21 protein-coding genes and 1 pseudogene are annotated in these 21789 nt (G+C 63.5%); 11 read left to right on the plus strand and 11 right to left on the minus strand.

Translation table 11 applies throughout. The features are described 5' to 3' along the window. Positions 1-2: 2 nt before the first annotated feature. Together NRG23_RS12240 and fos are read right to left on the minus strand one after the other, a co-directional pair. The gene (locus tag NRG23_RS12240; protein WP_016702101.1) at positions 3-641 is read right to left on the minus strand and encodes a LysE family translocator; all 639 of its coding nucleotides are present in this window, start codon (positions 639-641) and stop codon (positions 3-5) included. 127 nt (positions 642-768) lie between these two features. Beyond that, positions 769-1185, minus strand: a complete 417-nt coding sequence (fos, locus tag NRG23_RS12245; RefSeq protein WP_009047448.1) for a fosfomycin resistance glutathione transferase — start codon at positions 1183-1185, stop codon at positions 769-771. 136 nt (positions 1186-1321) lie between these two features. Here fos and NRG23_RS12250 point away from each other — a divergent pair, with 136 nt between their 5' ends. Both NRG23_RS12250 and NRG23_RS12255 read left to right on the plus strand, forming a co-directional pair. Next, positions 1322-1561 (plus strand): CopG family ribbon-helix-helix protein, encoded by a 240-nt coding sequence (locus NRG23_RS12250; protein ID WP_038581543.1) that lies wholly within the window; start codon positions 1322-1324, stop codon positions 1559-1561. Then, positions 1551-1850 carry a type II toxin-antitoxin system RelE/ParE family toxin gene (locus NRG23_RS12255; RefSeq protein ID WP_038581545.1) on the plus strand — a complete coding sequence of 100 codons (300 nt, stop codon included), beginning with the start codon at positions 1551-1553 and terminating at the stop codon, positions 1848-1850. Before NRG23_RS12250 ends, NRG23_RS12255 begins: the two co-directional genes overlap by 11 nt. A 59-nt stretch (positions 1851-1909) precedes the next feature. On the opposite strand, the gene yiaY is transcribed toward NRG23_RS12255, so the two are convergent. Then, complete coding sequence (gene yiaY / locus NRG23_RS12260) at positions 1910-3058, minus strand: L-threonine dehydrogenase (RefSeq protein WP_110177469.1); 1149 nt, start codon at positions 3056-3058, stop codon at positions 1910-1912. 157 nt (positions 3059-3215) lie between these two features. Between yiaY and NRG23_RS12265 the strand changes: the two genes are divergently transcribed. After that, the gene (locus NRG23_RS12265; protein WP_009047445.1) at positions 3216-4235 is read left to right on the plus strand and encodes a DUF4917 family protein; all 1020 of its coding nucleotides are present in this window, start codon (positions 3216-3218) and stop codon (positions 4233-4235) included. Between the two features lie 218 nt (positions 4236-4453). Here NRG23_RS12265 and NRG23_RS12270 read toward each other — a convergent pair whose 3' ends face one another. Beyond that, positions 4454-4996: a helix-turn-helix domain-containing protein gene (locus NRG23_RS12270; RefSeq protein WP_007922237.1), complete on the minus strand. Its 543-nt coding sequence runs from the start codon at positions 4994-4996 to the stop codon at positions 4454-4456. Between the two features lie 159 nt (positions 4997-5155). Here NRG23_RS12270 and NRG23_RS12275 point away from each other — a divergent pair, with 159 nt between their 5' ends. Together NRG23_RS12275 and NRG23_RS12280 are read left to right on the plus strand one after the other, a co-directional pair. Beyond that, on the plus strand, positions 5156-5938 hold the full coding sequence (locus NRG23_RS12275) for an aldolase (protein WP_041988770.1): 783 nt from the start codon (positions 5156-5158) through the stop codon (positions 5936-5938). 30 nt (positions 5939-5968) lie between these two features. Further along, positions 5969-6856, plus strand: a complete 888-nt coding sequence (locus NRG23_RS12280) for a dihydrodipicolinate synthase family protein (protein ID WP_016702095.1) — start codon at positions 5969-5971, stop codon at positions 6854-6856. Between the two features lie 239 nt (positions 6857-7095). Here the strand turns inward: NRG23_RS12280 and NRG23_RS12285 are convergent, their stop codons facing one another. Next, positions 7096-7431 (minus strand): YegP family protein, encoded by a 336-nt coding sequence (locus tag NRG23_RS12285; protein ID WP_009047442.1) that lies wholly within the window; start codon positions 7429-7431, stop codon positions 7096-7098. 215 nt (positions 7432-7646) lie between these two features. Here NRG23_RS12285 and NRG23_RS12290 point away from each other — a divergent pair, with 215 nt between their 5' ends. The 4 genes and pseudogenes from NRG23_RS12290 (at position 7647) to NRG23_RS12305 (ending at position 12827) form a co-directional block, all read left to right on the plus strand. Continuing rightward, positions 7647-8186, plus strand: a complete 540-nt coding sequence (locus NRG23_RS12290; protein ID WP_041988775.1) for an RNA polymerase sigma factor — start codon at positions 7647-7649, stop codon at positions 8184-8186. Then, the gene (locus NRG23_RS12295; protein ID WP_041988777.1) at positions 8183-9142 is read left to right on the plus strand and encodes a FecR domain-containing protein; all 960 of its coding nucleotides are present in this window, start codon (positions 8183-8185) and stop codon (positions 9140-9142) included. Before NRG23_RS12290 ends, NRG23_RS12295 begins: the two co-directional genes overlap by 4 nt. A 120-nt stretch (positions 9143-9262) precedes the next feature. After that, positions 9263-11836, plus strand: coding sequence for a TonB-dependent receptor (locus NRG23_RS12300; RefSeq protein WP_257374668.1), 2574 nt, complete (start codon positions 9263-9265; stop codon positions 11834-11836). 638 nt (positions 11837-12474) lie between these two features. Next, positions 12475-12827: pseudogene (locus NRG23_RS12305) on the plus strand (DUF6124 family protein). 198 nt (positions 12828-13025) lie between these two features. Here the strand turns inward: NRG23_RS12305 and NRG23_RS12310 are convergent. Both NRG23_RS12310 and NRG23_RS12315 read right to left on the minus strand, forming a co-directional pair. Beyond that, a complete protein-coding gene (locus tag NRG23_RS12310) occupies positions 13026-13331 on the minus strand; it encodes a ribbon-helix-helix domain-containing protein (protein WP_009042529.1) in 306 nt (101 codons plus the stop codon). A gap of 76 nt (positions 13332-13407) precedes the next feature. Then, positions 13408-13989, minus strand: a complete 582-nt coding sequence (locus tag NRG23_RS12315) for a DJ-1/PfpI family protein (RefSeq protein ID WP_009047437.1) — start codon at positions 13987-13989, stop codon at positions 13408-13410. A gap of 639 nt (positions 13990-14628) precedes the next feature. Here NRG23_RS12315 and NRG23_RS12320 point away from each other — a divergent pair. Further along, the gene (locus tag NRG23_RS12320; protein ID WP_101281927.1) at positions 14629-15522 is read left to right on the plus strand and encodes a DMT family transporter; all 894 of its coding nucleotides are present in this window, start codon (positions 14629-14631) and stop codon (positions 15520-15522) included. Positions 15523-15672: 150 nt separating this feature from the next. Here the strand turns inward: NRG23_RS12320 and NRG23_RS12325 are convergent, their stop codons facing one another. The 4 genes from NRG23_RS12325 to NRG23_RS12345 form a co-directional block, all read right to left on the minus strand. Next, positions 15673-16890, minus strand: coding sequence for an SAM-dependent methyltransferase (locus NRG23_RS12325; protein WP_053268397.1), 1218 nt, complete (start codon positions 16888-16890; stop codon positions 15673-15675). A 235-nt stretch (positions 16891-17125) separates the two neighbouring features. Next, entirely contained in the window at positions 17126-17743 is a 618-nt protein-coding gene (locus tag NRG23_RS12330; RefSeq protein WP_038581565.1) for a TPM domain-containing protein, read from the minus strand. A 29-nt stretch (positions 17744-17772) separates the two neighbouring features. Beyond that, on the minus strand, positions 17773-18522 hold the full coding sequence (locus NRG23_RS32685) for a YgcG family protein (RefSeq protein ID WP_124339681.1): 750 nt from the start codon (positions 18520-18522) through the stop codon (positions 17773-17775). 73 nt (positions 18523-18595) lie between these two features. Continuing rightward, positions 18596-19204, minus strand: coding sequence for a LemA family protein (locus NRG23_RS12345; RefSeq protein WP_038581567.1), 609 nt, complete (start codon positions 19202-19204; stop codon positions 18596-18598). A gap of 253 nt (positions 19205-19457) precedes the next feature. On the opposite strand from NRG23_RS12345, the gene bglX reads away from it, so the two are divergent. Continuing rightward, on the plus strand, positions 19458-21779 hold the full coding sequence (gene bglX, locus NRG23_RS12350) for a beta-glucosidase BglX (RefSeq protein ID WP_257374669.1): 2322 nt from the start codon (positions 19458-19460) through the stop codon (positions 21777-21779). The last annotated feature ends 10 nt before the right edge of the window (positions 21780-21789 follow it).

Raw genomic sequence — 21789 nt, forward strand, 5'->3', positions numbered from 1 at the left:
CTTTATGCCTTGTTCGCCAGCAATCCCGGAACGGCATGCAGCAAGGCGTTGATGGCAAACCCGATGAACATCACGCCGCAAAGCCGGGTGATCGCCAGTTCGTGGCGCTGATACAGGGTCCGCACCCGCCGCGCACCGACGATGCCAATCAGAATAGCGTATGCGCCGATGCCGCCGAGGAAACTGAGGAAGATCAGCCAGGGCAGCATCGACCAGTTGAGCAGCTCGGCACGACTGGACAGCAGCGCGGTGAAAGTCGCCACGGCCACCGGGTACGCCTTGGGGTTGGTCAGGCCGAACAGGATGCCGTGCCAGAACGGCTGGCGCGCCGGCCCCTGGGGCTCCTGCCCGCTGCTGCGCTGGCTGCGGATTGCCCGCAGGCCGAGCCAGAACAGATAAAGGCCGCTGAGCACGCCCAGCACATCGAAGGCGCTGCTGCCAATCTCCCGCGCGCCGACGATGGCGATCAGCGCGGTGCTGCACCAGACCACATCGCCCAGCAGATGCCCGCAAAGAAAGCCGGCCCCGGCCCGCCGCCCGCGCGCCGCGCCAATGCCGAAGACCGCCAGTACGCCAGGCCCTGGGGTAATGCCGTAGATAAAACCCGAGGCGAGGACAGCCAGTAACAGCGAAGAAGTCATGCCACACTCCGAAGCGCCGAAGGTGGCGCGGTTTTGATCGCAGGATTCTGCCGGCTTGTGCGCCCCCGCACCACCCCACAATGGTCGTCACAGCGACAGCCAGTCGTCTTGAAGCGGCGGCGAGCGGTCATTCGTCGGTAAAGATCGTCATCCCGGCATAGGGTTGCTGCCGACAGGCGCGCAAGCGCGAGGCCAGATCGCCGACATGGGCTTCCAGCTGGTGGCCGTCGGGGTCGAGGAAATAGAACGAGGCGCCTTCGCTACGGTTGTCGCGCCACTCCCGCACACCGGCAGCACGCAGGCGCTGGACGAACGCCACGAAATGCCCGGCCTCGATGCTGAAGGCGTAATGGGTGTAGTCCGGCACCTCCGCCGAACGGCGCGACGAGTCCAGCGACAGGCACAACCACAGGCCCGGCAGCGACAGATAGGCGCCGCTGTCCCAGCTGGCGTCCAGGCGCAGGCCCAGCAGGTCGCGGTAAAACCCCAGGCTGCGGTTCAGATCGGTAACGGCGAGGGTCAGGTGGTTGAGGCCGGTCAGCATGCAAAGTCCTTGTTAAGAGGAAGGTCCTGAATCGTCTTGAATCAAAGCAGCGTTCGCACTGGACGAATGGCTCTGGCGGCGAGCCCCGATTGGCGATGTAGTATGTTGTATTACAAACCACTACATCGAGATCACCATGTCCGTCATGTCCTTGCGCCTGCCCGATGATGTTGCCGATACCCTGGCTCACTTGGCCAAGGCGACAGGCCGCAGCAAGTCATTCCTCGCTGTGGATGCACTGAGAGAATATCTGGCCCGCGAAGCCTGGCAAATCAACGAGATCCAGAAAGCCCTGACTGAAGCAGAGGCAGGCGACTTCGCCAGCGCCGAAGAGCTGGATGGCGTACTCAACAAATGGACTGGCAATGCACGTTGAGTGGCTGCGCAGCGCCCTCAAGAACCTCGATGACGAAGCCGCCTACATTGCACAGGACAGTCCTCAGGCCGCCGCGGAATTCGTCAAAGCCATCCTGAGTAGCATTCAACACCTGAGCCGTTTTCCTGCCAGTGGTCGCGAAGGTCGCCTGCCCGGTACCCGGGAGTGGGTGGTCCCCAATCGTCCTTACCTGATCCCCTACCGCGTACGTCAGGGACGCCTGCAGATACTGCGGATTTTCCACACCCGGCGCTTGCCGCCTGCCGGTTGGCAAGACGACCGCCAATAGCTCGTGGCGGCGCGCCCAGGACAGCAAGTCCCGAGCGCGCGGTAAAACATCTGTAGGTATCAGAACGCGCTGCGGAAGATTTCCTCGATCTGGCGCTGGTCGGCGGTGCGGGGGTTGGTCAGGCCGCAGGCGTCTTTCAGGGCGTTGGCGGCCAGGATCGGGATGTCCGTCAGCTTGGCACCCAGGTCGCGCAAGCCGCTGGGGATCTCGACATCCCGGGCCAGGCTGCGAATGGCGCTGATGGCCGCCTGCGCGCCCTCCTCCGGGCTGAAGCCACGGATGTCCGCGCCCATGGCGTGGGCCACGTCGGTCAGGCGTCCGGCGCAGACCATGGCGTTGAAGCTCTGCACATGGGGCAGCAGCACGGCGTTGCACACGCCATGGGGCAAGTCGTAGAAGCCACCCAGCTGGTGCGCCATGGCATGCACGAAACCCAGCGACGCATTGTTGAAGGCCATGCCGGCGAGGAACTGGGCGTAGGCCATGTTTTCCCGGGCCACCAGGTCGCTGCCGTCGTGCACCGCCTGGCGCAGGTTCTGGCTGATCATGGTCATGGCTTTCAACGCACAGGCATCGGTGATCGGGTTGGCCGCGGTGGACACATAGGCTTCGATGGCGTGGGTCAGCGCGTCCATGCCGGTGGCGGCGGTCAGGCCCTTGGGCATGGCGACCATCAGCGCAGGGTCGTTGACCGACAGCAGCGGCGTGACGTTACGGTCGACGATGGCCATTTTCACGTGGCGCTTTTCGTCGGTGATGATGCAGAAACGGGTCATTTCGCTGGCGGTGCCGGCGGTGGTGTTGATGGCGATCAGCGGCAGCTGGGGCTTGGCCGAACGGTCGACGCCTTCGTAGTCGCTGATATGCCCGCCATTGGTGGCGCACAGGGCGATGCCCTTGGCGCAGTCATGGGGCGAGCCGCCACCGAGGGAAATCACGAAGTCGCAGCCACTTTGCTGCAATTGCGCCAGACCCTTCTCGACGTTGTCGATGCTCGGGTTGGGCTTGGCGCCGTCGAAGATCACCGAATCGATGTCCTGCATCGCCAGCTTCTCGGCAATCATTCCGGCCACCCCGGCCTTGGCCAGGCCGGCGTCGGTGACGATCAGCGCCTTGCGAAAACCGTAGTTGCGAATCGCGACCATGGCCTCGTCGAGACAATCGATACCCATGATGTTCACGGCGGGGATGAAAAAAGTGCTGCTCATGGCGCGTCCTCCAGGCTAGGGGCGGATCGACCGTGCCGATCCGGCAAATGCGCACAGGATCGACCCATCGGTCACGCGCGTTGTTGATCTGGCTCAAGGGTCGGTCGTGATAAAGTCGGCGCCCTGTACACCTTCTGCCTTGAGACGACGAACCGCGATGATGGATTTCCAGGAATTTGATACCGACCTTGAAGACTGGAACGCCTTGCGCGCCAGCACGCCGATCGCCGGCCTGCTGATCGGCAACGGCGCCAGCCGCGCGGTGTGGGAAGACTTCGCCTACGACTCGCTGTTCGAGAACGCCCGCACCGTCGAGGAAAAGCCCCTGAGCCCCTCCGAGCTGAGCGTGTTCGACGCCCTGCAGACCCGCAGTTTCGAGCAGGTGCTGGGCGCGCTGAAGACCACCAGCCGGGTCAACAAGGCCCTGGCCGTCAGCTCCGCGGCGCCGCGCAATCGCTACTACGCGATCAAGGAAGCGCTGATCAATACCGTGCACGCGGTGCACATTCCGTGGCGCCTGGTGCAGCCGGCGAGTCTTTCGCAGATCAACCAGGAACTGCGCCGCTACCGCACGGTGTTCACCAGCAATTACGACCTGCTCAACTACTGGGCGATCCAGCACGACGCCCAGGGCATCGACGACCTGTTCCAGGGCGCCGACCCGAGCTTCGACATCGGCCAGACCGCCAGCCAACAGACCCGCGTGCTGTACCTGCACGGCGGCCTGCACCTGGTGCGCAACCAGGACGGCACCGCGCGCAAGCTGGGTTCCACCGAGGGCACCCTGCTGGGCAACTTCGCCATCAACAACACCCTGAAGACCCTCGACGATGTGCCGCTGTTCGTCAGCGAAGGCCCGGTGGCGGACAAGCTCAAGACCATTCGCAGCAGCGACTACCTGTCGTTCTGCTACCAGCAGTTGCTCAACCACAGCGACGCGCTGTGCATCTTCGGCCACGACCTCGGCCCCCAGGACAGCCACCTGGTGCAGGCGATCCGCCAGTCCGGGGTGCAGACCCTGGCGATCTCGATCCACCCGCGCAGCAAGGCCTTTATCCAGAACCAGAAGCGGCGCTACACCCAGCTGTTTGAAGGGATGGAAGTGACGCTGCGCTTCTTCGATTCGAAGAGCCATGCCCTGGGCGCGCCTGCGCTGTCGGTGCCGGTCGAACGCTGAAAGCTACCCGCGATCCGTAGGAGCGAGGCTTGCCCGCGATCCAGGCACTGCGGTCTGCCCGCAAGGACGCCATCGCGAGCAAGCTTCGCTCCTACAGTTTTCAAGCTGGTACGCCACCTGTAGCCGCTGCCGAGCGCAGCGAGGCAGCGGCTACGGGCCTACGGGGCAGCGGTTCGGCGCCGATGGTGTAGGAAAATCCACAATCCGCAGGAGCGGGCTCATTCCTCGCCGCTGTGCACCACCACCAGCAACTGTGCCTGCACCTCGCCCACCGAGCGCAGGCGGTGGGGTTTCTGCGCGTTGAAGTGCAGCGCATCGCCACGGTTGAGGATCACCCGCTCGTTCATGAAATCCACTTCCACCTGCCCTTCGTGGACAAACAGGAACTCCTCCCCCAGGTGTTCCTTGAAGCTCTTGTCGGTGAACTCCCTGGGCGGATAGATGATGAACGGCAGCAGGCTGCGCTCGCTGACCTGATGCGCCAGCACCGCGTAACCCGGCGCCTGGTCGTTGGCCGCCAGCGACTGGCGTTCGTCGCTGCGCACCAGGCTGTAGCTGTCGAGGCTGACCTTGTCTTCGGCGAACAGCTCCTCGACGTTCACGTTCAACGCCTTGGCCAGTTTCAACGCCGCGGCGATCGAGGGCGTGTTCAGGCCGCGTTCGACTTTCGACAGGTAACTCTTGGTCATGCCGGATTTCTCGGCCAGGGCCTCCAGCGTCACGCCAAGTTTTTTTCTCAATAATTTCAAACGGATAGACATGTAGAACGGTTAACCCATCAAGGAGCCGACGATTTGTCCTTGCCAATGACACAAAGTGTCATATAGCCTCTTTAGTGTCATTTGCTTTCACCCAACGACCTTGCGAGCAGCGGGAGCTGGCAAATCCGACGTCCATTGAAACGACCAAAGGACACCGATATGGCCAAGACATTAGCACTACCCAAAGAGCAACTGGTCAAGCAAGCCTTGACCCAGATGCAAAACACCCTGGCGGATAATACGTGGACCGACCGGCAAAAGCTGGCGCTGACGTGCCGCATCCTGTTCGAGAACGGGCATGACTCCGGCCTGGCCGGGCAGATCACCGCCCGCGGCCCGCAGCCGGGCACTTACTACACCCAGCAACTGGGCCTGGGCTTCGATGAAATCACCGCGGGCAACCTGCTGCTGGTCAACGAAGACCTGGAGGTGCTCGAAGGCCACGGCATGCCCAACCCGGCCAACCGTTTCCACAGCTGGGTGTACCGCGCCCGCCCCGACGTGAACTGCATCATCCACACGCACCCGACCCACGTCGCCGCGTTGTCGATGATCGAAGTGCCGCTGGAAATCTCCCACATGGACCTGTGCCCGCTGTATGACGACTGCGCCTTTCTCAAGGCCTGGCCGGGCGTGCCGGTGGGTAACGAAGAAGGCGAGATCATCTCCGCGGCCCTGGGCGACAAGCGCGCCATCCTGCTCTCGCACCACGGCCAGCTGTCCACCGGCGCCAGCATCGAGGAAGCCTGTGTGATCGCCCAGTTGATCGAGCGCGCCGCCAAGCTGCAATTGCTGGCCATGGCCGCCGGCACCATCAAGCCGATCCAGCCGGAGCTCGGTCGCGAGGCCCATGACTGGATCTCCAAGCCCAAGCGTCACGCCGCCGCCTTCAACTACTACGCTCGGCAGAACCTCAAGCAACACGCCGATTGCCTGAACTGAAACCACCCTATTCGCTAAAGGAGCGTCGCCATGTCGAACACCCACATTCACGGCATCATCGGCTACACCATCACCCCGTTCACCGCCAACGGTGAGCAACTGGACCTGGACACCCTCGGCCGTTCCATCGATCGCCTGATCGACAGCGGCGTGCATGCCATCGCGCCCCTGGGCAGCACCGGCGAAGGCGCCTACCTGAGCGACGCCGAGTGGGACCAGGTCGCCGAATTCAGCATCCGCCACATCGCCAAACGCGTGCCGACCATCGTCAGCGTTTCCGACCTGACCACCGCCAAGGCCGTGCGCCGCGCGCGCTTTGCCGAGGCCAAGGGTGCCGATGCGGTGATGGTGCTGCCGGCTTCCTACTGGAAACTCAGCGAAGCCGAAATCCTCGGCCACTACCAGGCCATCGGCGCCAGCATCGGCGTGCCGATCATGCTCTACAACAACCCGGCCACCAGCGGCACCGACATGTCGGTGGAGCTGATCCTGCGGATCTTCAATGCCGTGGAAAACGTGACCATGGTCAAGGAGAGCACCGGCGACATCCAGCGCATGCACAAGCTGCAACTGCTGGGCGAAGGCCAGGTGCCGTTCTACAACGGTTGCAACCCGCTGGCCCTGGAAGCCTTCGCCGCCGGCGCCAAGGGTTGGTGCACCGCCGCCGCGAACCTGATCCCGCAGCTCAACCTGGACCTGTACCAGGCGGTGCTGGACAACGACCTGGACCGCGCGCGCGAGCTGTTTTACCGCCAGTTGCCGGTGCTCGACTTCATCCTCAAGGGCGGCCTGCCGACCACCATCAAGGCCGGGTTGAACATGACCGGGCTGCAGGTCGGCGACCCGCGCCGGCCGGTGTTCCCGCTGGGTGAGGCTGGGCGTAATCAATTGCAGGCCATGTTGAACGCCGTGCGCTGATCGGGCCTTCACTGTAGCGGCGAGCTTGCGGGCCTCATCGCCGGCAAGCCTGGCTCCTACAGAAGCCAAAGACGCCACCGACCTGTAGGAGCGAGCTTGCTCGCGATGATGCCAGCAGGAGCGCCGCACAACTTGCCCGAGATAGCGGTGCATCAGGCAAAACACCTTGCCTTAAAACGCCGCCCAACAAAAAGCCCGACAGGTTGTCCTGTCGGGCTTTTGTGCTTCAGAGCAGAAAACTAAACGGTCTTGTCCTTGATGGTGGTGGTTGGACCGTTGGTCTTGACGCTTTCGATACCGCCGTCGCGTGCCGCCTCGGACGAATAGCGCTGGCTATTGCCGATGATCTGGTGGTTCGCCGCCTTGAGGTTGAAATAAGGCTTGCCGTCCTTGGAGACTTCCTTGGCGTAGCGGGCCTCGTTGGGGCTGTTGGTCTGCACCGAAGCGATGCCGTTTTCGGCGGCGCTGCGGGAGGAATACAGCTCACTCGTCAAAATGGTTTCAGCGTTGCCAGCCTTGAGAACGAAGCGGAACTGCCCGTCACTGCTTTTGCTTAATTCATACCATCCAGCCATGGTCCTGCTCCTGAGTGTCCAAAGATGCGAATGCACTTCGGATTAAAGCTTGTCTTTGCCGGTTTACCAGCGTTTGGGGTGTGTTGCTGAGGCACGCAGCATCAGACAGGAAAAATCGCATCCGGTTCATGAAGCGAAACTCATGCAGACAAATAGTAATAATTCTCGATATCATTCACGACCTTTCTGCCCGGCAGTACTTGCGAAGGATTTTCATGTCTCGCTTCAAGCCCGACCCCACCTCGGCGGACCCCGTCCGCGGGTTCTATGCGGACATCCTGCATTACCTGCGTAAACGCACGGACAACGCCAGCGATGCGGCGGACATGACCCAGGACGTCTTCACCCAATGGCTCGATTACCGCGACCGGGCCAAGGTCGAACAACCCCGCGCCTTTCTGTTCCAGATGGCGCGCAACCTGCTGCGCGATCACTGGCGCCGGCAGAAGGTCAGGCACAAGGTGCACCACGAACCGCATGCAACAGAACCCGAGCCGCTGGCCGACGAACACCACGAGCCACTGCCCGCGGCCCAGCGCCTGCAACGCCTGGAGCGCTTGAAGAGCGTGCTCACCGAACTCTCGCCGCGCCGTCGCGAAGCCCTTATGCTGCACCGCTTCGAAGGCCTGAGCCAGGCGCAGATCGCCGAACGCATGGGCATCTCCCTGAGCATGGTGGAAAAACACATCGCCTTTGCCCTGCTGCACTGCAAGCAGCGCCTGGAACAGGAACACGGCAAGGAGCAACCCCAATGACCCGCCCCCACGACACCGAGCAGCAGATCGACAGCATCGATGCCCAGGCGGCCGGCTGGTTCACCCGCAATCGCGACGATCGCAGCCAGGCCACGCGCGACGCCTTCGCGGCCTGGTCCAGCGAACCGGCCCACACCCGGGCTTATGCCGAGTTCGAGCGCTTGTGGGCCGACCTGGCCGAACTCGAACCACTGAACCGACCGACGCCGCTGCCGCTGAGCAAAAAGCCGCGCTGGCGTCCGGCCCTGGCGGTGGCCGCCGCGCTGGTCTGCGCATTGCTGGCCATCGAACTGGGTGCACCGCCGGCGATCTATTCGCAGCAGATCGCCGCGCAACGCCAGGGCATGCGCAGCTTCAACCTGCCCGACGGCAGTACCCTGTACGTCAACGCCAACACCCGTTTGCGCATCGACTTTACGGCGCAGCAACGCAACCTCTATCTGGACCAGGGCCAGCTGTACCTGGAAGTCGCCGCCGACAAGGAACGGCCGCTGTGGGTGCATGCCGGCGCGGCGCGGGTGCGGGTGGTCGGCACCGGCTTCGATGTGCGCCGCGGCGAGAAGCAATTGGTGGTCAGCGTCGCCCATGGCCAGGTGGCGTTCGTTCCCGACGAACAAAAGCCCGATTCGCTGCTGCTTGGCGCCCGCCAGCGCGGCATCTATGACTACGCCAGCGGCACCCTGCGGGAACAGCCCGTGAACGTCGCCGAGGTCGCCGACTGGCGCGGCGGCCACCTGGCCTTTCGCAATCGCGACCTGGCCAGCCTGGTGGACGAGTTGAACCTCTATCGCCGCCAGCCGGTGTTATTGGCCGACGGCGCCCTGGGCAACTTCAAGGTCTCGGGCAACCTCGATGTGCGGGATCCGGACGCCCTGATCAAGGCCCTGCCGGCGCTGATCCCGGTGAAAACCGTGGCCCTGGCCGACGGCCGCGTGCGCATCGAAGCCCGGCGCTGAAACTCATATGCGAATATTTTTCATTCGCATATGAGGTTTTAGTTTACTGACGCGTCTTCCTCCGGTCTGCGTTGTTTACGCACACCTTTTCTGGCCTTTGTCGCCGCTCCGGGGGATTTCATGTTTCGCGTGCCTTATCACTTGCAGCTCATCTGTTCGCGTCCGACCTTGCTCGCCGCCTGCCTGGCGTTCAGCCTGCAGGGCCAGGCGCAGATTCAGGCCGAATCGTTCGCCTTCGCCCTGCCCGCCCAGCCGCTGGCGGCCTCGCTGAGCCAGGTGGCGCAGCAGGCGAAGATCCAGTTGCTGTTCGACGAAGAGTTGCTGCGCAACGTGAAGGCCCCGGCGCTGAAGGGCGACTTCAGCCCCGAGGCGGCGATCCAGCAACTGCTGGGCGGCAGCCAGTTCAGCCTGGTCAAGGTCGACCAGACCTACGTGGTGCGCCCCGCGGAAAACAGCAGCACCCGCAGTTCGGCGTTGCAGCTGGGCGCCATGAGCGTCATCGGCAGCGGCCTGGAAGTGGACTCCGCCACGGTCGGCCGCTCGACCCTGAACCAGGCCGAGATCGATCGCCACCAGGCCACCAACATTCCCAGCCTGATCGCCACCCTGCCCGGCGTCAGCCTCGGCGGTTCGCTCAAGCCCGGCGGCCAGACCATCAACATCTGGGGCCTGGGCGATGCCGAAGACGTGCCGATGAGCGTCGACGGCGCAACCAAGAGCGGCTTCGAACGCTACCAGCAGGGTTCGATCTTCATCGAGCCGGAACTGATCAAGCGCATCGAAGTGGAAAAGGGCCCGCACTCGCCCGAGACCGGCAACGGCGGTTTCGGCGGCACCGTGCACATGGAAACCAAGGACGCCCCCGACCTGCTGCAAGAAGGCCGCGACACCGGCGCCATGCTCAAGTACGGCTACAGCAGCAACAGCCATGAGCAGGCCTACACCGGCGCGGTGTACGGGCGCACCGAGGACCGGCGTTTCGACGCCCTGGCCTACTGGACCAAACGCGACGGCGACGACATGAAGCTGGCCAGCGCCCAGCCGGACCCGCGCAACGCCTACCCGATCAACCCCAAGCGCCTGCCCAACACCGCCCAGGACCTGGACGGCGAGCTGTTCAAGCTGAACATGCAGCTGACCGACGAACATCGTCTGGGTTTGAGCTACATGCGCTCCAACAGTGATATCTGGGCGCCCTTCTCGGCCAAGAGCTACCCGACGCCGCCGACCCAGCGCGATATCGACAAGTACGGTTACGACGGCGCCACCCGGCGCTTCCTGGCCCAGCGCAACACCATCGACACCACCTGGCAGGCCAAGTACCAGTACACGCCGCTGGACAACCCGTGGATCGACTTCGAGGCCAAGTACTCCGACTCCAAGACCGACCAGACCGACGAGCGCGGCCCGAATGCCTACGCCCAGCCGGCCTCCGGTGGCCGCAAGATCACCGTGGGTTACGAGGACAGGATCCTCTCGCTGAAAAACACCAGCCGCTTCAACACCGGCCCGCTGGAACATGCCCTGACCCAGGGCATCCAGATCCGCAAGCACGACCGCGAAGTGGACATGTGGATGCCGGGCAAGACCTACGAGGTGCCCAAGTACAACAACGGGCATTACCAGCCGGGCTTCATGCCCCATGGCAAGGTCGACAACAACGCCTTCTATATCCAGGACGCCATCACCCTGGGCAACTTCACCCTGACCCCGTCCCTGCGCTACGACCATGTGCGCAACCGCGGGCAGAAAAACGACGCGCCGGTCTACAACAGCCCCGACCCGGTGGTCGGCCACGATTACGGCGACAAGACCTACACCGGCTGGTCGCCACGGCTGTCGGCGTTCTGGACGGTCACCCCGCAATTCGCCCTGTTCGCCGACTACAGCAAGACCTGGCGCGCGCCGGTGATCGACGAGCAGTACGAAGTCCAGGCGGCCGGCACCACCCGCTCCTCCACCAGCCGCGACCTCGACCCGGAGCGCATCACCGCGTTGCGCGCCGGTAACATCACCCGCTTCTCCGACGTCCTGACCCAGGCCGACAGCCTGCAGATCCGCACCACGGTGTTCCGCAATGAGATCAAGGACGAAATCATGAAGAACCTGGGGATCGGCTGCCCCGAGCAACTGAGCAGCGGCAAGAACATCGGCCAGGTGTGCAACCAGCCGACCATCGGCGTCTACCGCAATATCGGCGACCTGACCATCAAGGGCTTCGAAGTCGAGAGCTTCTACGATTCGACCTACCTGTTCGGCTCGCTGTCCTACTCCTGGATCACCGGCAAGCATGAAGGCGCCTACACCAACCCCTGGGGGCCGAATGTCTGGGCCCGGGACATCCCGCCACGCAAGTGGGTCGCCACCCTGGGGGTGAAAATCCCGCAGTGGGATGCGCAAGTGGGCTGGCAGGGCCAGTGGGTACGCCAGACCGACCGCGTGCCGAGCGACATCTACCCGGGCGGCCCGGCCAGCGCCGCGGGCGATTCCTACTGGGACCAGTACGAGAACGACCGCTACAACGTGCAGGGCCTGTTCGCCAACTGGAAACCGCAGCAGCCGTACCTCAAGGGCACCGAGGTCAATTTCACCCTGGACAACATGTTCAACCGCGATTACCGCCCGCCCCTGAGCGGCGAAAACGCCTCCAGCCTGGGGCGCAACGCCAAGATCAGCGTGACGCGGTTCTTCTGAAGCGGCGTTGCCTGATCGATCGCCATCGCGAGCAAGCTCGCTCCTACAAAGGAACGCCTATCCCTGTAGGAGCGAGCTTGCTCGCGATGGCAGTACGTCAGACACACCGCGTTGCCCGCATCGCCGGCAAGCCTGGCTCCTACACAAGCCAAGATCGCCACGGACCTGTAGGAGCGAGGCTTGCCCGCGATGACATTCTCACAGCCGCTGGAGGTCCTGCGACCAGCGTGGCCCGGACCATCGCAGCCTCGCTGGGGCTCGGCAGCGGCTACAGGTATTGGTCAGGGAGAGGTGCTGGGCAGAGAAGAAGTTTCGCTTTGTTTTGTAAGGTATTTCCTAGAAAATCCCCAACGCCTTTGAGCGCCTTGTCCCCCTCAAACCGATCAGGCAGTCTGCCTGGATCGCTGCAAAATCAGCGGCCCGGATGTGGAAGTCTGGTTCTGGAGAGCGTGCAATTCGTCTCATACGAAAACATCAGTGACCTTCAGTCCTGGTGAGTTCGTTTTATGGCGGCTGTATGTGGGGCACCCTCGGGTGCGCCGGTTCTTCAGTCCGGTCTTCCACACCTGCGTACGGCTGCCACCTCTCATGTGGAAGTGAGACCCGGCGGTTCCTTGAACAACTGGAGAAATCACCTCATGAAAAAGCTCGTCCCCGATCCCCCCTGCAATCCCCTCGTAAACTGCGCGACCCGGAACTGGATCGCGCCAACGCCAGCCTGATCGCCACCTTGCAAGGCACACGCCGCCGCCCCTTTGGCCTGCGCGATGGCCAGCACAACCCACTGTTCGCCGTGCAACCCGGCGTCAATGCCGAAGACGCGCTGATGCACGTTTCCCTGCTGCTCAAATGCGCCGAGGAGGTTTCCGATGAAATCACCGAACGCGCCAGCGGCGTCGAGCGCGGGCTGATCTGGTCCATGGTGCATTCGGTGGAAATGGCCCGGGCAGTGGTGGATGCCCTGCTCGATGGCACGCGCCCGACCTCATGACCTGAAACGAATCCTGTAGCCGCTGCCGAGCCTTGGCGAGGCTGCGATCGGGGCGCAGCCCCGTAAAACCTGGCGACACGGTATGTCTGATGTGTGGCGTCGCCTGGCTTGGCGCCTGCTACGTCGGAGTGCCGCCCAAGTCGATCGCAGCCTCGCCAAGGCTCGGCAGCGGCTACAGGGATTGCGGGGATCGCAGGGTTATTTGGTGGCGCTGCGCACTACGCTGAGTTCCGGCGTGGCGCTGCGGCGCTGGCTCAGGTAGCGGGTGCAACTGACCCGCAGGAAGGAGGCGAAATTCACCACCTCGCCGCGGTAATCCATCACTTCTTCGTAGAGCTTGGCGATCAACTGGTTGGTGGTCATGCCATCGACTTCGGCGATTTCGCTGAGGATGTCCCAGAACTGGTTCTCCAGGCGCAGGGTGGTGACCACCCCGCAGATGCGCAGCGAGCGCGAGCGGGACTCGTAGAGGATCGGGTCGGCTTTGACGTAGAGCTCGCACATGCTGGGCGCTCCTCGGTTGGCGGTAGGACGATGGCGCTGCTTCCTGACAGAAAAGCAGCGCCAGCGGGTCATCCGTTTACAGGGTGATTTTGGTGCCCAGCAGGCCGAGGAAACCGGCCAGCCAGCTGGGGTGCGCCGGCCAGGCCGGGGCTGTCGCCAGATTGCCTTGAACGTGGCTGTCCGTCACCGGGATATCGATGTAGGTACCGCCGGCCAGGCGCACTTCCGGGGCGCAGGCCGGATAGGCGCTGCACTCGCGGCCTTCGAGAATACCCGCCGCGGCCAGCAGCTGGGCGCCGTGGCAGACGGCGGCGATCGGCTTGCCAGCCTTGTCGAAGGCCTGCACCAGTTGCAGGACCTTTTCGTTCAGCCGCAGGTACTCCGGGGCGCGACCGCCAGGTATCAGCAGCGCGTCATAATCGGCCGCCTCGACCTTGGCGAAATCGAAGTTCAGGGCGAACTGATGGCCCGGTTTTTCGCTGTAGGTCTGGTCGCCTTCGAAGTCGTGGATCGCGGTGCGCACGGTCTGCCCGGCCTTTTTGTCCGGGCACACCGCATGCACGGTGTGGCCGACCATCAGCAGCGCCTGGAACGGCACCATCACTTCGTAGTCCTCGACGTAATCGCCGACCAGCATGAGGATTTTTTTCGCGGCCATGGAGATGACTCCTCTACAAGGGAAAACAGGAATGTTCAAGGTAGTCCTTATCTGTGGAGCCGGGTAATAACCCGGTACTACACCCTCAACGCTTCTGTAGGAGCGAGGCTTGCCCGCGATAGAGGCAACGCGGATTGCCTGATACACCGCGTCATCGTTCATCGCGAGCAAGCTTCGCTCCTACAAAAAAGCGTGATCCATGGCCTGCAGGAACGAGGCTTTCCCACAATAAAAGCGACGCGGATTGCCTGATACACCGCGTTATCGTTCATCGCGAGCAAGCTTCGCTCCTACAAAAAAGCGTGATCCATGGCCTGCAGGAACGAGGCTTACCCGCGATAAAAGCGACGTGGATTGCCTGATACACCGCGTTATCGTTCATCGCGAGCAAGCTTCGCTCCTACAGAAGAGCATGCCCTCCGTCGCCCCGTAGGAGCGAGGCTTGCCCGCGATAGAGGCGACACGGATTGCCTGACATACCGCGTTATCGTTCATCGCGGGCAATCGAGCGTCGACCGGCCGCTCCTACAGAAGCCGAACTGTATGGATAACTCTGCGTACAGCTGTAACAGGGTGCCGCGGTGGGTTTATGGCTAGATAAGCGCACCTGCCCTTCCCCAATAAAAAACGGTTGTCATCATGTCTTCCCGCGAAAACACCGGCATGGCCCTGGGCCTGCTCGGCGTGGTTATTTTCAGCCTGACCCTGCCCTTCACCCGCATCGTGGTGCAGGAACTTCACCCACTGCTCAACGGCCTGGGACGGGCGCTGTTCGCGGCGATCCCGGCGGCGCTGCTGTTGCTCTGGCGGCGGGAAAAATGGCCGACCTGGCACCAGATCAAAGGCCTGAGCCTGGTGATCGCCGGGGTGATCCTGGGGTTTCCGGTGCTGTCGGCCTGGGCCATGCAGACCCTGCCGGCGTCCCACGGCGCGCTGGTCAATGGCCTGCAACCCTTGTGCGTGGCGCTGTACGCGGCGTGGCTGTCCCATGAACGGCCGTCGAAAGCCTTCTGGGGCTGCGCCGCACTGGGCAGCGCATTGGTCCTGGGTTACGCGCTGATCAGCGGCGCCGGCAGTATCCAGGCCGGCGACTTGCTGATGCTCGGGGCGATTGCGGTCGGCGGGCTGGGTTATGCCGAAGGCGGCCGGCTGGCCAGGGAGATGGGCGGCTGGCAGGTGATCTGCTGGGCCCTGGTGCTGTCGACGCCGCTGTTGATCGGCCCGGTCTGGTACCTCGCGGCGCAGCATCAGGGCGCGGTTTCGGCAAAGACCTGGTGGGCCTTCGGCTACGTGGCGCTGTTCTCGCAGTTCATCGGCTTTTTTGCCTGGTACGCCGGGCTGGCCATGGGCGGTATCGCCCGGGTCAGCCAGATCCAGCTGCTGCAGATCTTCTTCACCATCGCCTTCTCGGCGCTGTTCTTCGGCGAACAGGTGGAACCGGTCACCTGGCTGTTCGCCGTGGGCGTGATCCTTACCGTGATGCTCGGGCGCAAGACTGCCGTGCAGCAAGCAACCCCAGCACGCGCCCTGTAGCCGCTGCCGCAGGTTCGGGCCGCGTTCGGACGATCGACGGCGTAGCCGGCGCAAAGGCGGTATCCCGGCCCTGTCAGATGTAGCGCGTCGCCTGGTTTGCGGCCCCTTCGGTGCCGATCGCAGCCTGCGGCAGCGGCTACAGGCGCGTGGTCAGCTCAGGTAGCCGTCGGCCCGCAGCAGGGTTTCCAGGCAGTGCTCGCTGATGTGGTAGAACGCCTTGAGTTCGCCGATCTTCGCCAGCAGTTGGGTCGGGTCCTGGGGTTCGGCACGTTTGACCGCGAGGATCATCTTGTTCTTGTTGGTGTGTTCCAGGGAGATGAACTCGAAGACCTTGGTCTCGTAGCCACAGGCTTCGAGGAACAGCGCGCGCAGGCTGTCGGTAACCATCTCCGCCTGCTGGCCCAGGTGCAGGCCGTATTGCAGCATCGGCTTGAGCAGCGCCGGGCTCTGCATCTGCGGGCGGATCTGCTTGTGGCAGCACGGCGAGCACATGATGATCGACGCACCGGAACGAATGCCGGTGTGGATCGCGTAGTCGGTGGCGATATCGCAGGCATGCAGGGCGATCATCACGTCCAGCTCGCTCGGCGCCACGCTGCGCACGTCGCCGCATTTGAACTCCAGGCCCTGATGGTCCAGGCGCGCCGCCGCGGCGTTGCACAGGGTCACCATGTCTTCGCGCAGTTCGACACCGGTCACCTGCCCTTGCGCCTGCAAGGTGTTGCACAGGTAGTCGTGGATGGCGAAGGTCAGGTAGCCCTTGCCAGAGCCGAAGTCCGCCACCCGCACCGGCTGCTGCAGGTCGATCGGCGACGAACTCAGCGCATGGCTGAAGACCTCGATGAACTTGTTGATCTGCTTCCACTTGCGCGACATCGCCGGGATCAACTCGTGCTGCTTGTTGGTCACCCCCAGGTCGGTGAGGAAGGGCCGGCTCAGCTCCAGGTAGCGGTTCTTCTCGCGGTTGTGCTCGGCGGACGGCACTTCGCGCTGCTGCTGGGCCTTGCCCTTGAACAGCGAGCTTTTGCCCTTCTTGCTGTATTCGAGCTGCACTTCATCGGTGAGCGACAGCAGGTGCGCGTTCTTGAACGACGCCGGCAGCAGCCCGGCGATCAGCGCCACGCCTTCGTCCAGGGGGAAGTTCTTGGTGATGTCGCGGGTCTTGTAGCGGTAGACGAAGGACAGGCACGGCTGCTCCTTGACCGTCAGCTGCTTGATGATCAGCCGCTGCAAATCCGCCTCGGCCCCCACATGCTTGGCCAGCACCAGTTTGATAAAGGCGTTCTGCGCCAGGCTGGTTTCCAGCAGCTCAAGAAACTGGGCGTGATGATCCGGCGCAAGGCTGGCGGGGGTTGCGGTTGCAGACATGGAAAAAGGCGCCTCGGGCGGTGCGGGTGTGAATCGGGGAATGGCGGGTATTTTAGGGGGGATGGCCCGCCGGGGCACGGAGTTATTTACCCGGCGGCGCAGATTCTGCGGGAGCGGGCTTCCTGTAGCCGCTGCCGAAGGCTGCGCAAGGTCCGCAGGACCTCCAGCGATCTTGCGGACGCCACGGCCTTCGGCCGATCGCAGCCTGCGGCAGCGGCTACAGGAGCGGGGGGGATCAGGCCAGGACCACCAGGCGGTTGGGCAGTTCGTTGCGCACGTGGGTCACCGGCACATGCACCTTGAGCAGTTCGCCGCAGGCCTCGATGCAGGTGATGAAGCCTTGCAGGGTCTGCCCCTGCTTCACCTGCTGGGTGAAAGCCTGGACGATGGTGTCCCAGGTCTTGTCGTCGAGGCGCTTGGAAATGCCCTCGTCCACCAGGATCTCCACATAGCGCTCGGCTTCGCAGACGAAGATCAGCATCCCGGTGCTGCCGACAGTGTGGTGCAGGTTCTGTTCGAGAAACTGGCGGCGGGCCAGGTTCGAGGCGCGCCAGTGGCGTACCGAGCGCGGGATCAGGCGGGTGGTAATGCGTGGAATGCGAAACACCAGGCAGAGCACGATAAAGGTCGCCCACTGCACCAGCAGCAACAGGTGCATGCTCATCCAGCCGGTGGCGTAATGCACCACGCCCGGCACGATCAGCGCCAGCAGGCTGGCCCAGAGCAAGGGGATATAGGCATAGTCGTCGGCGCGGGCGGCCAGCACGGTGACCAGTTCGGCATCGGTCTGCTGTTCGACCCGGGCGATCGCCTCGGCGACCTGCCGTTGTTCGTACTCACTCAGTAGTGCCATGTCTTCCCATACTCATCGATTATTTTTAGTCACCAGCCGCCTGACGATCCGCCGCCGCCAAAGCTACCACCGCCACCGCTGAAGCCCCCGCCGCCTCCGCCACCAAAACCGCCCCCGCCAAAACCGCCTGAACCGCCACGCCCGCCGCCACCGCTGGGCAGGATGCCAAGCAATTGGCAGACGAAGATCGTCACGAAAAACAGCAGCACCAGGAACACCAGGGCGCCGGGATGCCGATCGAAAAACTCGCTGCCGCGCTCGCCGCCACCCTCATAGGCGGCGCTCGGCTCGTCCAGCGGATTGCCGCCCAGCACCAGCAACATGGCCGACACGCCGTCACTGATGCCCTTGCTGAAATTGCCGGCCTTGAAGGCCGGGGTGATGACCTGATGGATGATCACCGAGCTTTGCGCGTCGGTCAGGCGGTCTTCCAGGCCATAACCGACTTCGATGCGCAGCTTGCGATCATCGCGGGCGACGATCAACAAGGCGCCGTTGTTCTTGTCCTTCTGGCCGATGCCCCAGTAGCGCCCCAGCTGATAGCCGAAATCCTCGATGCTGGTGCCTTGCAGGTCCGGCAGGGTCACGACCACCACCTGCTCGCCGGTGGACTGCTCGTGGGAGGCCAGCTCCTGGGTCAGTTGCTGGCGCACCGCCGGCTCGATCATCTGGGCGTTGTCCACCACCCGCCCGCTCAGCGCCGGGAACTTCAGCTCGGCCTGGGCCGTTATCGCAAACACCCAGAGCAACAGCACCAGGCCAACTCTCAACACGCGCATTGGAACCTCATCCGTGGTAACGCCGGGCCGGATCCCGCGGCCGCTCGGGCGATCCGCGGGCAGCCGCTGCTGATCAGAACTTCACTTCTGGCGCTTTGTCGGCGTCGGGGCTGGTGGCCTCGAAGGTCTCGCGCACCGGCAGGTCGCTGTACATCACGCTGTGCCACAGGCGGCCGGGGAAGGTGCGGATCTCGGTGTTGTACTTCTGCACCGCGAGGATGAAATCGCGACGGGCCACGGCGATGCGGTTCTCGGTGCCTTCAAGCTGCGATTGCAGGGCCAGGAAGTTCTGGTTGGCCTTGAGGTCCGGATAACGCTCGGACACCACCATCAGGCGGCTCAAGGCGCCGGTCAGCTGGTCCTGGGCCTGCTGGTACTGCTTGAGTCTTTCCGGGTTGTCCAGGGTGCTGGCATCGACCTGGATCGAGGTGGCCTTGGCCCGCGCCTCGATCACCGCGGTCAGGGTCTCCTGTTCGTGCTTGGCGTAGCCCTTGACCGTTTCCACCAGGTTGGGGATCAGGTCGGCGCGACGCTGGTACTGGTTCTGTACCTGGCCCCAGGCCGCCTTGGCCTGTTCGTCGAGGGTCGGGATGTTGTTGATCCCGCAGCCGCTGAGCAGGCTGCTGAGCAGCAGCAATGCCATCATCGGCCAGCTTGAGCACAGGCTCTGTCGTACGTTCATGGTGGTGACGCTCCTTGCAACCTAGGGGATGGAACCTGTAACCCTTTGAATCGAGTGCATCGACATAATCTGCCGCCACCACTGGATTGCATCGGGCCAATCGGCTAAAAGATGCCCAGCGCGAAAAAGAGTTCAGAAGTGTGCTGCATTTATCCGAACAACAATAGTCGTTCCTTTATTAGCCGCTCTCCCAATTTTCGGCCGCTCGACGCGTACTGATCGCGTCTGTTTTAGGCCCTAGAGAACAATATTCATGAAGAAGCTGTGTTTGCTGGGCTTGCTGGTCAGCCTGGCCAGTCACCCTGCCCTGGCCGCCACCACTCCGGTAGCGACCCAGGAAAAACCCTTTTCCGATGCGGTCCTGCAGAACAAGGACGCCTTCATCGACAACCTGCTCAAGCAGATGACCCTGGATGAAAAGATCGGCCAGTTGCGCCTGATCAGCATCGGTCCGGAAATGCCCCGCGAGATGATCCGCAAGGAAATCGCCGCCGGCCGCATCGGCGGCACCTTCAACTCCATCTCCCGCCCGGAAAACCGGCCGATGCAGGACGCGGCCATGCGCAGCCGGCTGAAGATCCCGATGTTCTTCGCCTATGACGTGATCCACGGCCACCGCACGATCTTCCCGATCCCCCTGGCCCTGGCGTCGAGCTGGGACATGGACGCCATCGGCCGCTCCGGGCGCATCGCCGCCCAGGAAGCCAGCGCCGACAGCCTGGACATCACCTTCGCGCCGATGGTCGACATCTCCCGCGACCCGCGCTGGGGCCGTACCTCCGAAGGCTTCGGCGAAGACACCTACCTGGTCTCGCGCATCGCCAAGGTCATGGTCAAGGCCTACCAGGGTGACAGCCCGAAGAACGCCGACAGCATCATGGCCAGCGTCAAGCACTTCGCCCTGTACGGCGCGGTCGAAGGCGGTCGCGACTACAACATCGTCGACATGAGCCCGGTGAAGATGTACCAGGACTACCTGCCGCCCTACCGCGCCGCGATCGACGCCGGTGCCGGCGGGGTGATGGTGGCGTTGAACTCGATCAACGGCGTGCCGGCCACCTCCAACACCTGGCTGATGAACGACCTGCTGCGCAAGGAGTGGGGCTTCAAGGGCCTGGCGGTGAGCGACCACGGCGCCATCGTCGAGCTGATGCGCCATGGCGTCGCCAAGGACGGCCGCGAAGCCGCCAAGCTGGCGATCAAGGCCGGCATCGACATGAGCATGAACGACTCGCTGTACGCCAAGGAACTGCCGGGGCTGATCAAGTCCGGCGAGGTCAGCCAGCGCGACCTGGACAACGCCGTGCGCGAAGTGCTGGCCGCCAAGTACGACATGGGCCTGTTCGCCAACCCCTACCTGCGCATCGGCAAGGCCGAGCAGGATCCGGCCGACACCAACGCCGAAAGCCGCCTGCACCGCAGCGACGCCCGCGATGTGGCGCGCCGCAGCCTGGTGCTGCTGAAGAACGCCAACGACACCCTGCCGCTGAAAAAGGCCGGCAAGATCGCCCTGGTCGGCCCGCTGGCCAAGGCGCCGATCGACATGATGGGCAGTTGGGCCGCCGCCGGTGTGCCGGCGCAATCGGTCACCCTGTTCGACGGCATGAGCAACGCCCTGGGCGACAAGGCACAACTGATCTACGCCCGTGGCTCGAACATCACCGCCGACAAGGCCGTGGTCGACTACTTGAACTTCCTCAACTTCGATGCCCCGGAAGTGGTGGACGACCCGCGTCCGGCCCAGCAGTTGATCGACGAAGCGGTGAAGGCCGCGCAGCAGGCTGATGTGGTGGTGGCGGCGGTGGGCGAATCGCGGGGCATGTCCCACGAATCCTCGAGCCGTACCGACCTGCACATCCCGGCCAGCCAGCGCGAGCTGATCAAGGCCCTCAAGGCCACCGGCAAGCCACTGGTGCTGGTGTTGATGAACGGCCGGCCGCTGGCGCTGCTCGACGAGAACCAACAGGCCGACGCGATCCTGGAAACCTGGTTCAGCGGCACCGAAGGCGGCAACGCCATCGCCGACGTGCTGTTCGGCGACTACAACCCGTCCGGCAAGCTGCCGATCACCTTCCCGCGTTCGGTGGGGCAGATCCCGACCTACTACAACCACCTGACCATCGGCCGGCCGTTCACCCCGGGCAAGCCGGGCAACTACACCTCGCAGTATTTCGACGACACCACCGGCCCCCTGTTTCCGTTCGGTTATGGCCTGAGCTACACCACGTTCAGCCTGTCGGACATGGCCCTGTCGTCGACCACCCTGAACAAGAGCGGCAAGCTCGACGCCAGCGTGACCCTGAAAAACACCGGCAAGCGCGACGGCGAAACCGTGGTGCAGCTGTATATCCAGGACGTCGCCGGCTCCATCATCCGCCCGATCAAGGAGCTGAAGGGCTTCCAGAAAGTGCAGCTCAAGGCCGGCGAACAGAAGGTGATCCGCTTCAGCATCAGCGAAGACGACCTGAAGTTCTACAACGCCCAGCTCAAGTACGCCGCGGAACCGGGCGAGTTCAAGGTCGAGATCGGCCTGGACTCCCGGGACGTCAAGCAACAGAGCTTCGAACTGCTGTAACCCTCCCCCC

Origin of the sequence: Pseudomonas sp. T8, assembly GCF_024610635.1 — a bacterium.
In the GTDB taxonomy this organism is placed as follows: Bacteria; Pseudomonadota; Gammaproteobacteria; order Pseudomonadales; family Pseudomonadaceae; genus Aquipseudomonas; species Aquipseudomonas chlororaphis_I.

Bases quoted from the DNA above. Each gene is read 5' to 3' on its own strand.
- fos (WP_009047448.1), bottom strand. From the start codon at position 1,185: ATGCTGACCGGCCTCAACCACCTGACCCTCGCCGTTACCGATCTGAAC.
- NRG23_RS12315 (WP_009047437.1), bottom strand. From the start codon at position 13,989: ATGGCCGCGAAAAAAATCCTCATGCTGGTCGGCGATTACGTCGAGGAC.
- NRG23_RS12330 (WP_038581565.1), bottom strand. From the start codon at position 17,743: ATGGCACTACTGAGTGAGTACGAACAACGGCAGGTCGCCGAGGCGATC.
- NRG23_RS12270 (WP_007922237.1), bottom strand. From the start codon at position 4,996: ATGTCTATCCGTTTGAAATTATTGAGAAAAAAACTTGGCGTGACGCTG.
- NRG23_RS12255 (WP_038581545.1), top strand. From the start codon at position 1,551: ATGCACGTTGAGTGGCTGCGCAGCGCCCTCAAGAACCTCGATGACGAA.
- NRG23_RS12250 (WP_038581543.1), top strand. From the start codon at position 1,322: ATGTCCGTCATGTCCTTGCGCCTGCCCGATGATGTTGCCGATACCCTG.
- NRG23_RS12300 (WP_257374668.1), top strand. From the start codon at position 9,263: ATGTTTCGCGTGCCTTATCACTTGCAGCTCATCTGTTCGCGTCCGACC.
- NRG23_RS12320 (WP_101281927.1), top strand. From the start codon at position 14,629: ATGTCTTCCCGCGAAAACACCGGCATGGCCCTGGGCCTGCTCGGCGTG.
- NRG23_RS12345 (WP_038581567.1), bottom strand. From the start codon at position 19,204: ATGAACGTACGACAGAGCCTGTGCTCAAGCTGGCCGATGATGGCATTG.
- NRG23_RS12265 (WP_009047445.1), top strand. From the start codon at position 3,216: ATGATGGATTTCCAGGAATTTGATACCGACCTTGAAGACTGGAACGCC.
- NRG23_RS12310 (WP_009042529.1), bottom strand. From the start codon at position 13,331: ATGTGCGAGCTCTACGTCAAAGCCGACCCGATCCTCTACGAGTCCCGC.
- NRG23_RS12275 (WP_041988770.1), top strand. From the start codon at position 5,156: ATGGCCAAGACATTAGCACTACCCAAAGAGCAACTGGTCAAGCAAGCC.
- NRG23_RS12290 (WP_041988775.1), top strand. From the start codon at position 7,647: ATGTCTCGCTTCAAGCCCGACCCCACCTCGGCGGACCCCGTCCGCGGG.
- NRG23_RS32685 (WP_124339681.1), bottom strand. From the start codon at position 18,522: ATGCGCGTGTTGAGAGTTGGCCTGGTGCTGTTGCTCTGGGTGTTTGCG.
- NRG23_RS12285 (WP_009047442.1), bottom strand. From the start codon at position 7,431: ATGGCTGGATGGTATGAATTAAGCAAAAGCAGTGACGGGCAGTTCCGC.
- NRG23_RS12325 (WP_053268397.1), bottom strand. From the start codon at position 16,890: ATGTCTGCAACCGCAACCCCCGCCAGCCTTGCGCCGGATCATCACGCC.
- NRG23_RS12295 (WP_041988777.1), top strand. From the start codon at position 8,183: ATGACCCGCCCCCACGACACCGAGCAGCAGATCGACAGCATCGATGCC.
- NRG23_RS12280 (WP_016702095.1), top strand. From the start codon at position 5,969: ATGTCGAACACCCACATTCACGGCATCATCGGCTACACCATCACCCCG.
- yiaY (WP_110177469.1), bottom strand. From the start codon at position 3,058: ATGAGCAGCACTTTTTTCATCCCCGCCGTGAACATCATGGGTATCGAT.
- NRG23_RS12240 (WP_016702101.1), bottom strand. From the start codon at position 641: ATGACTTCTTCGCTGTTACTGGCTGTCCTCGCCTCGGGTTTTATCTAC.
- bglX (WP_257374669.1), top strand. From the start codon at position 19,458: ATGAAGAAGCTGTGTTTGCTGGGCTTGCTGGTCAGCCTGGCCAGTCAC.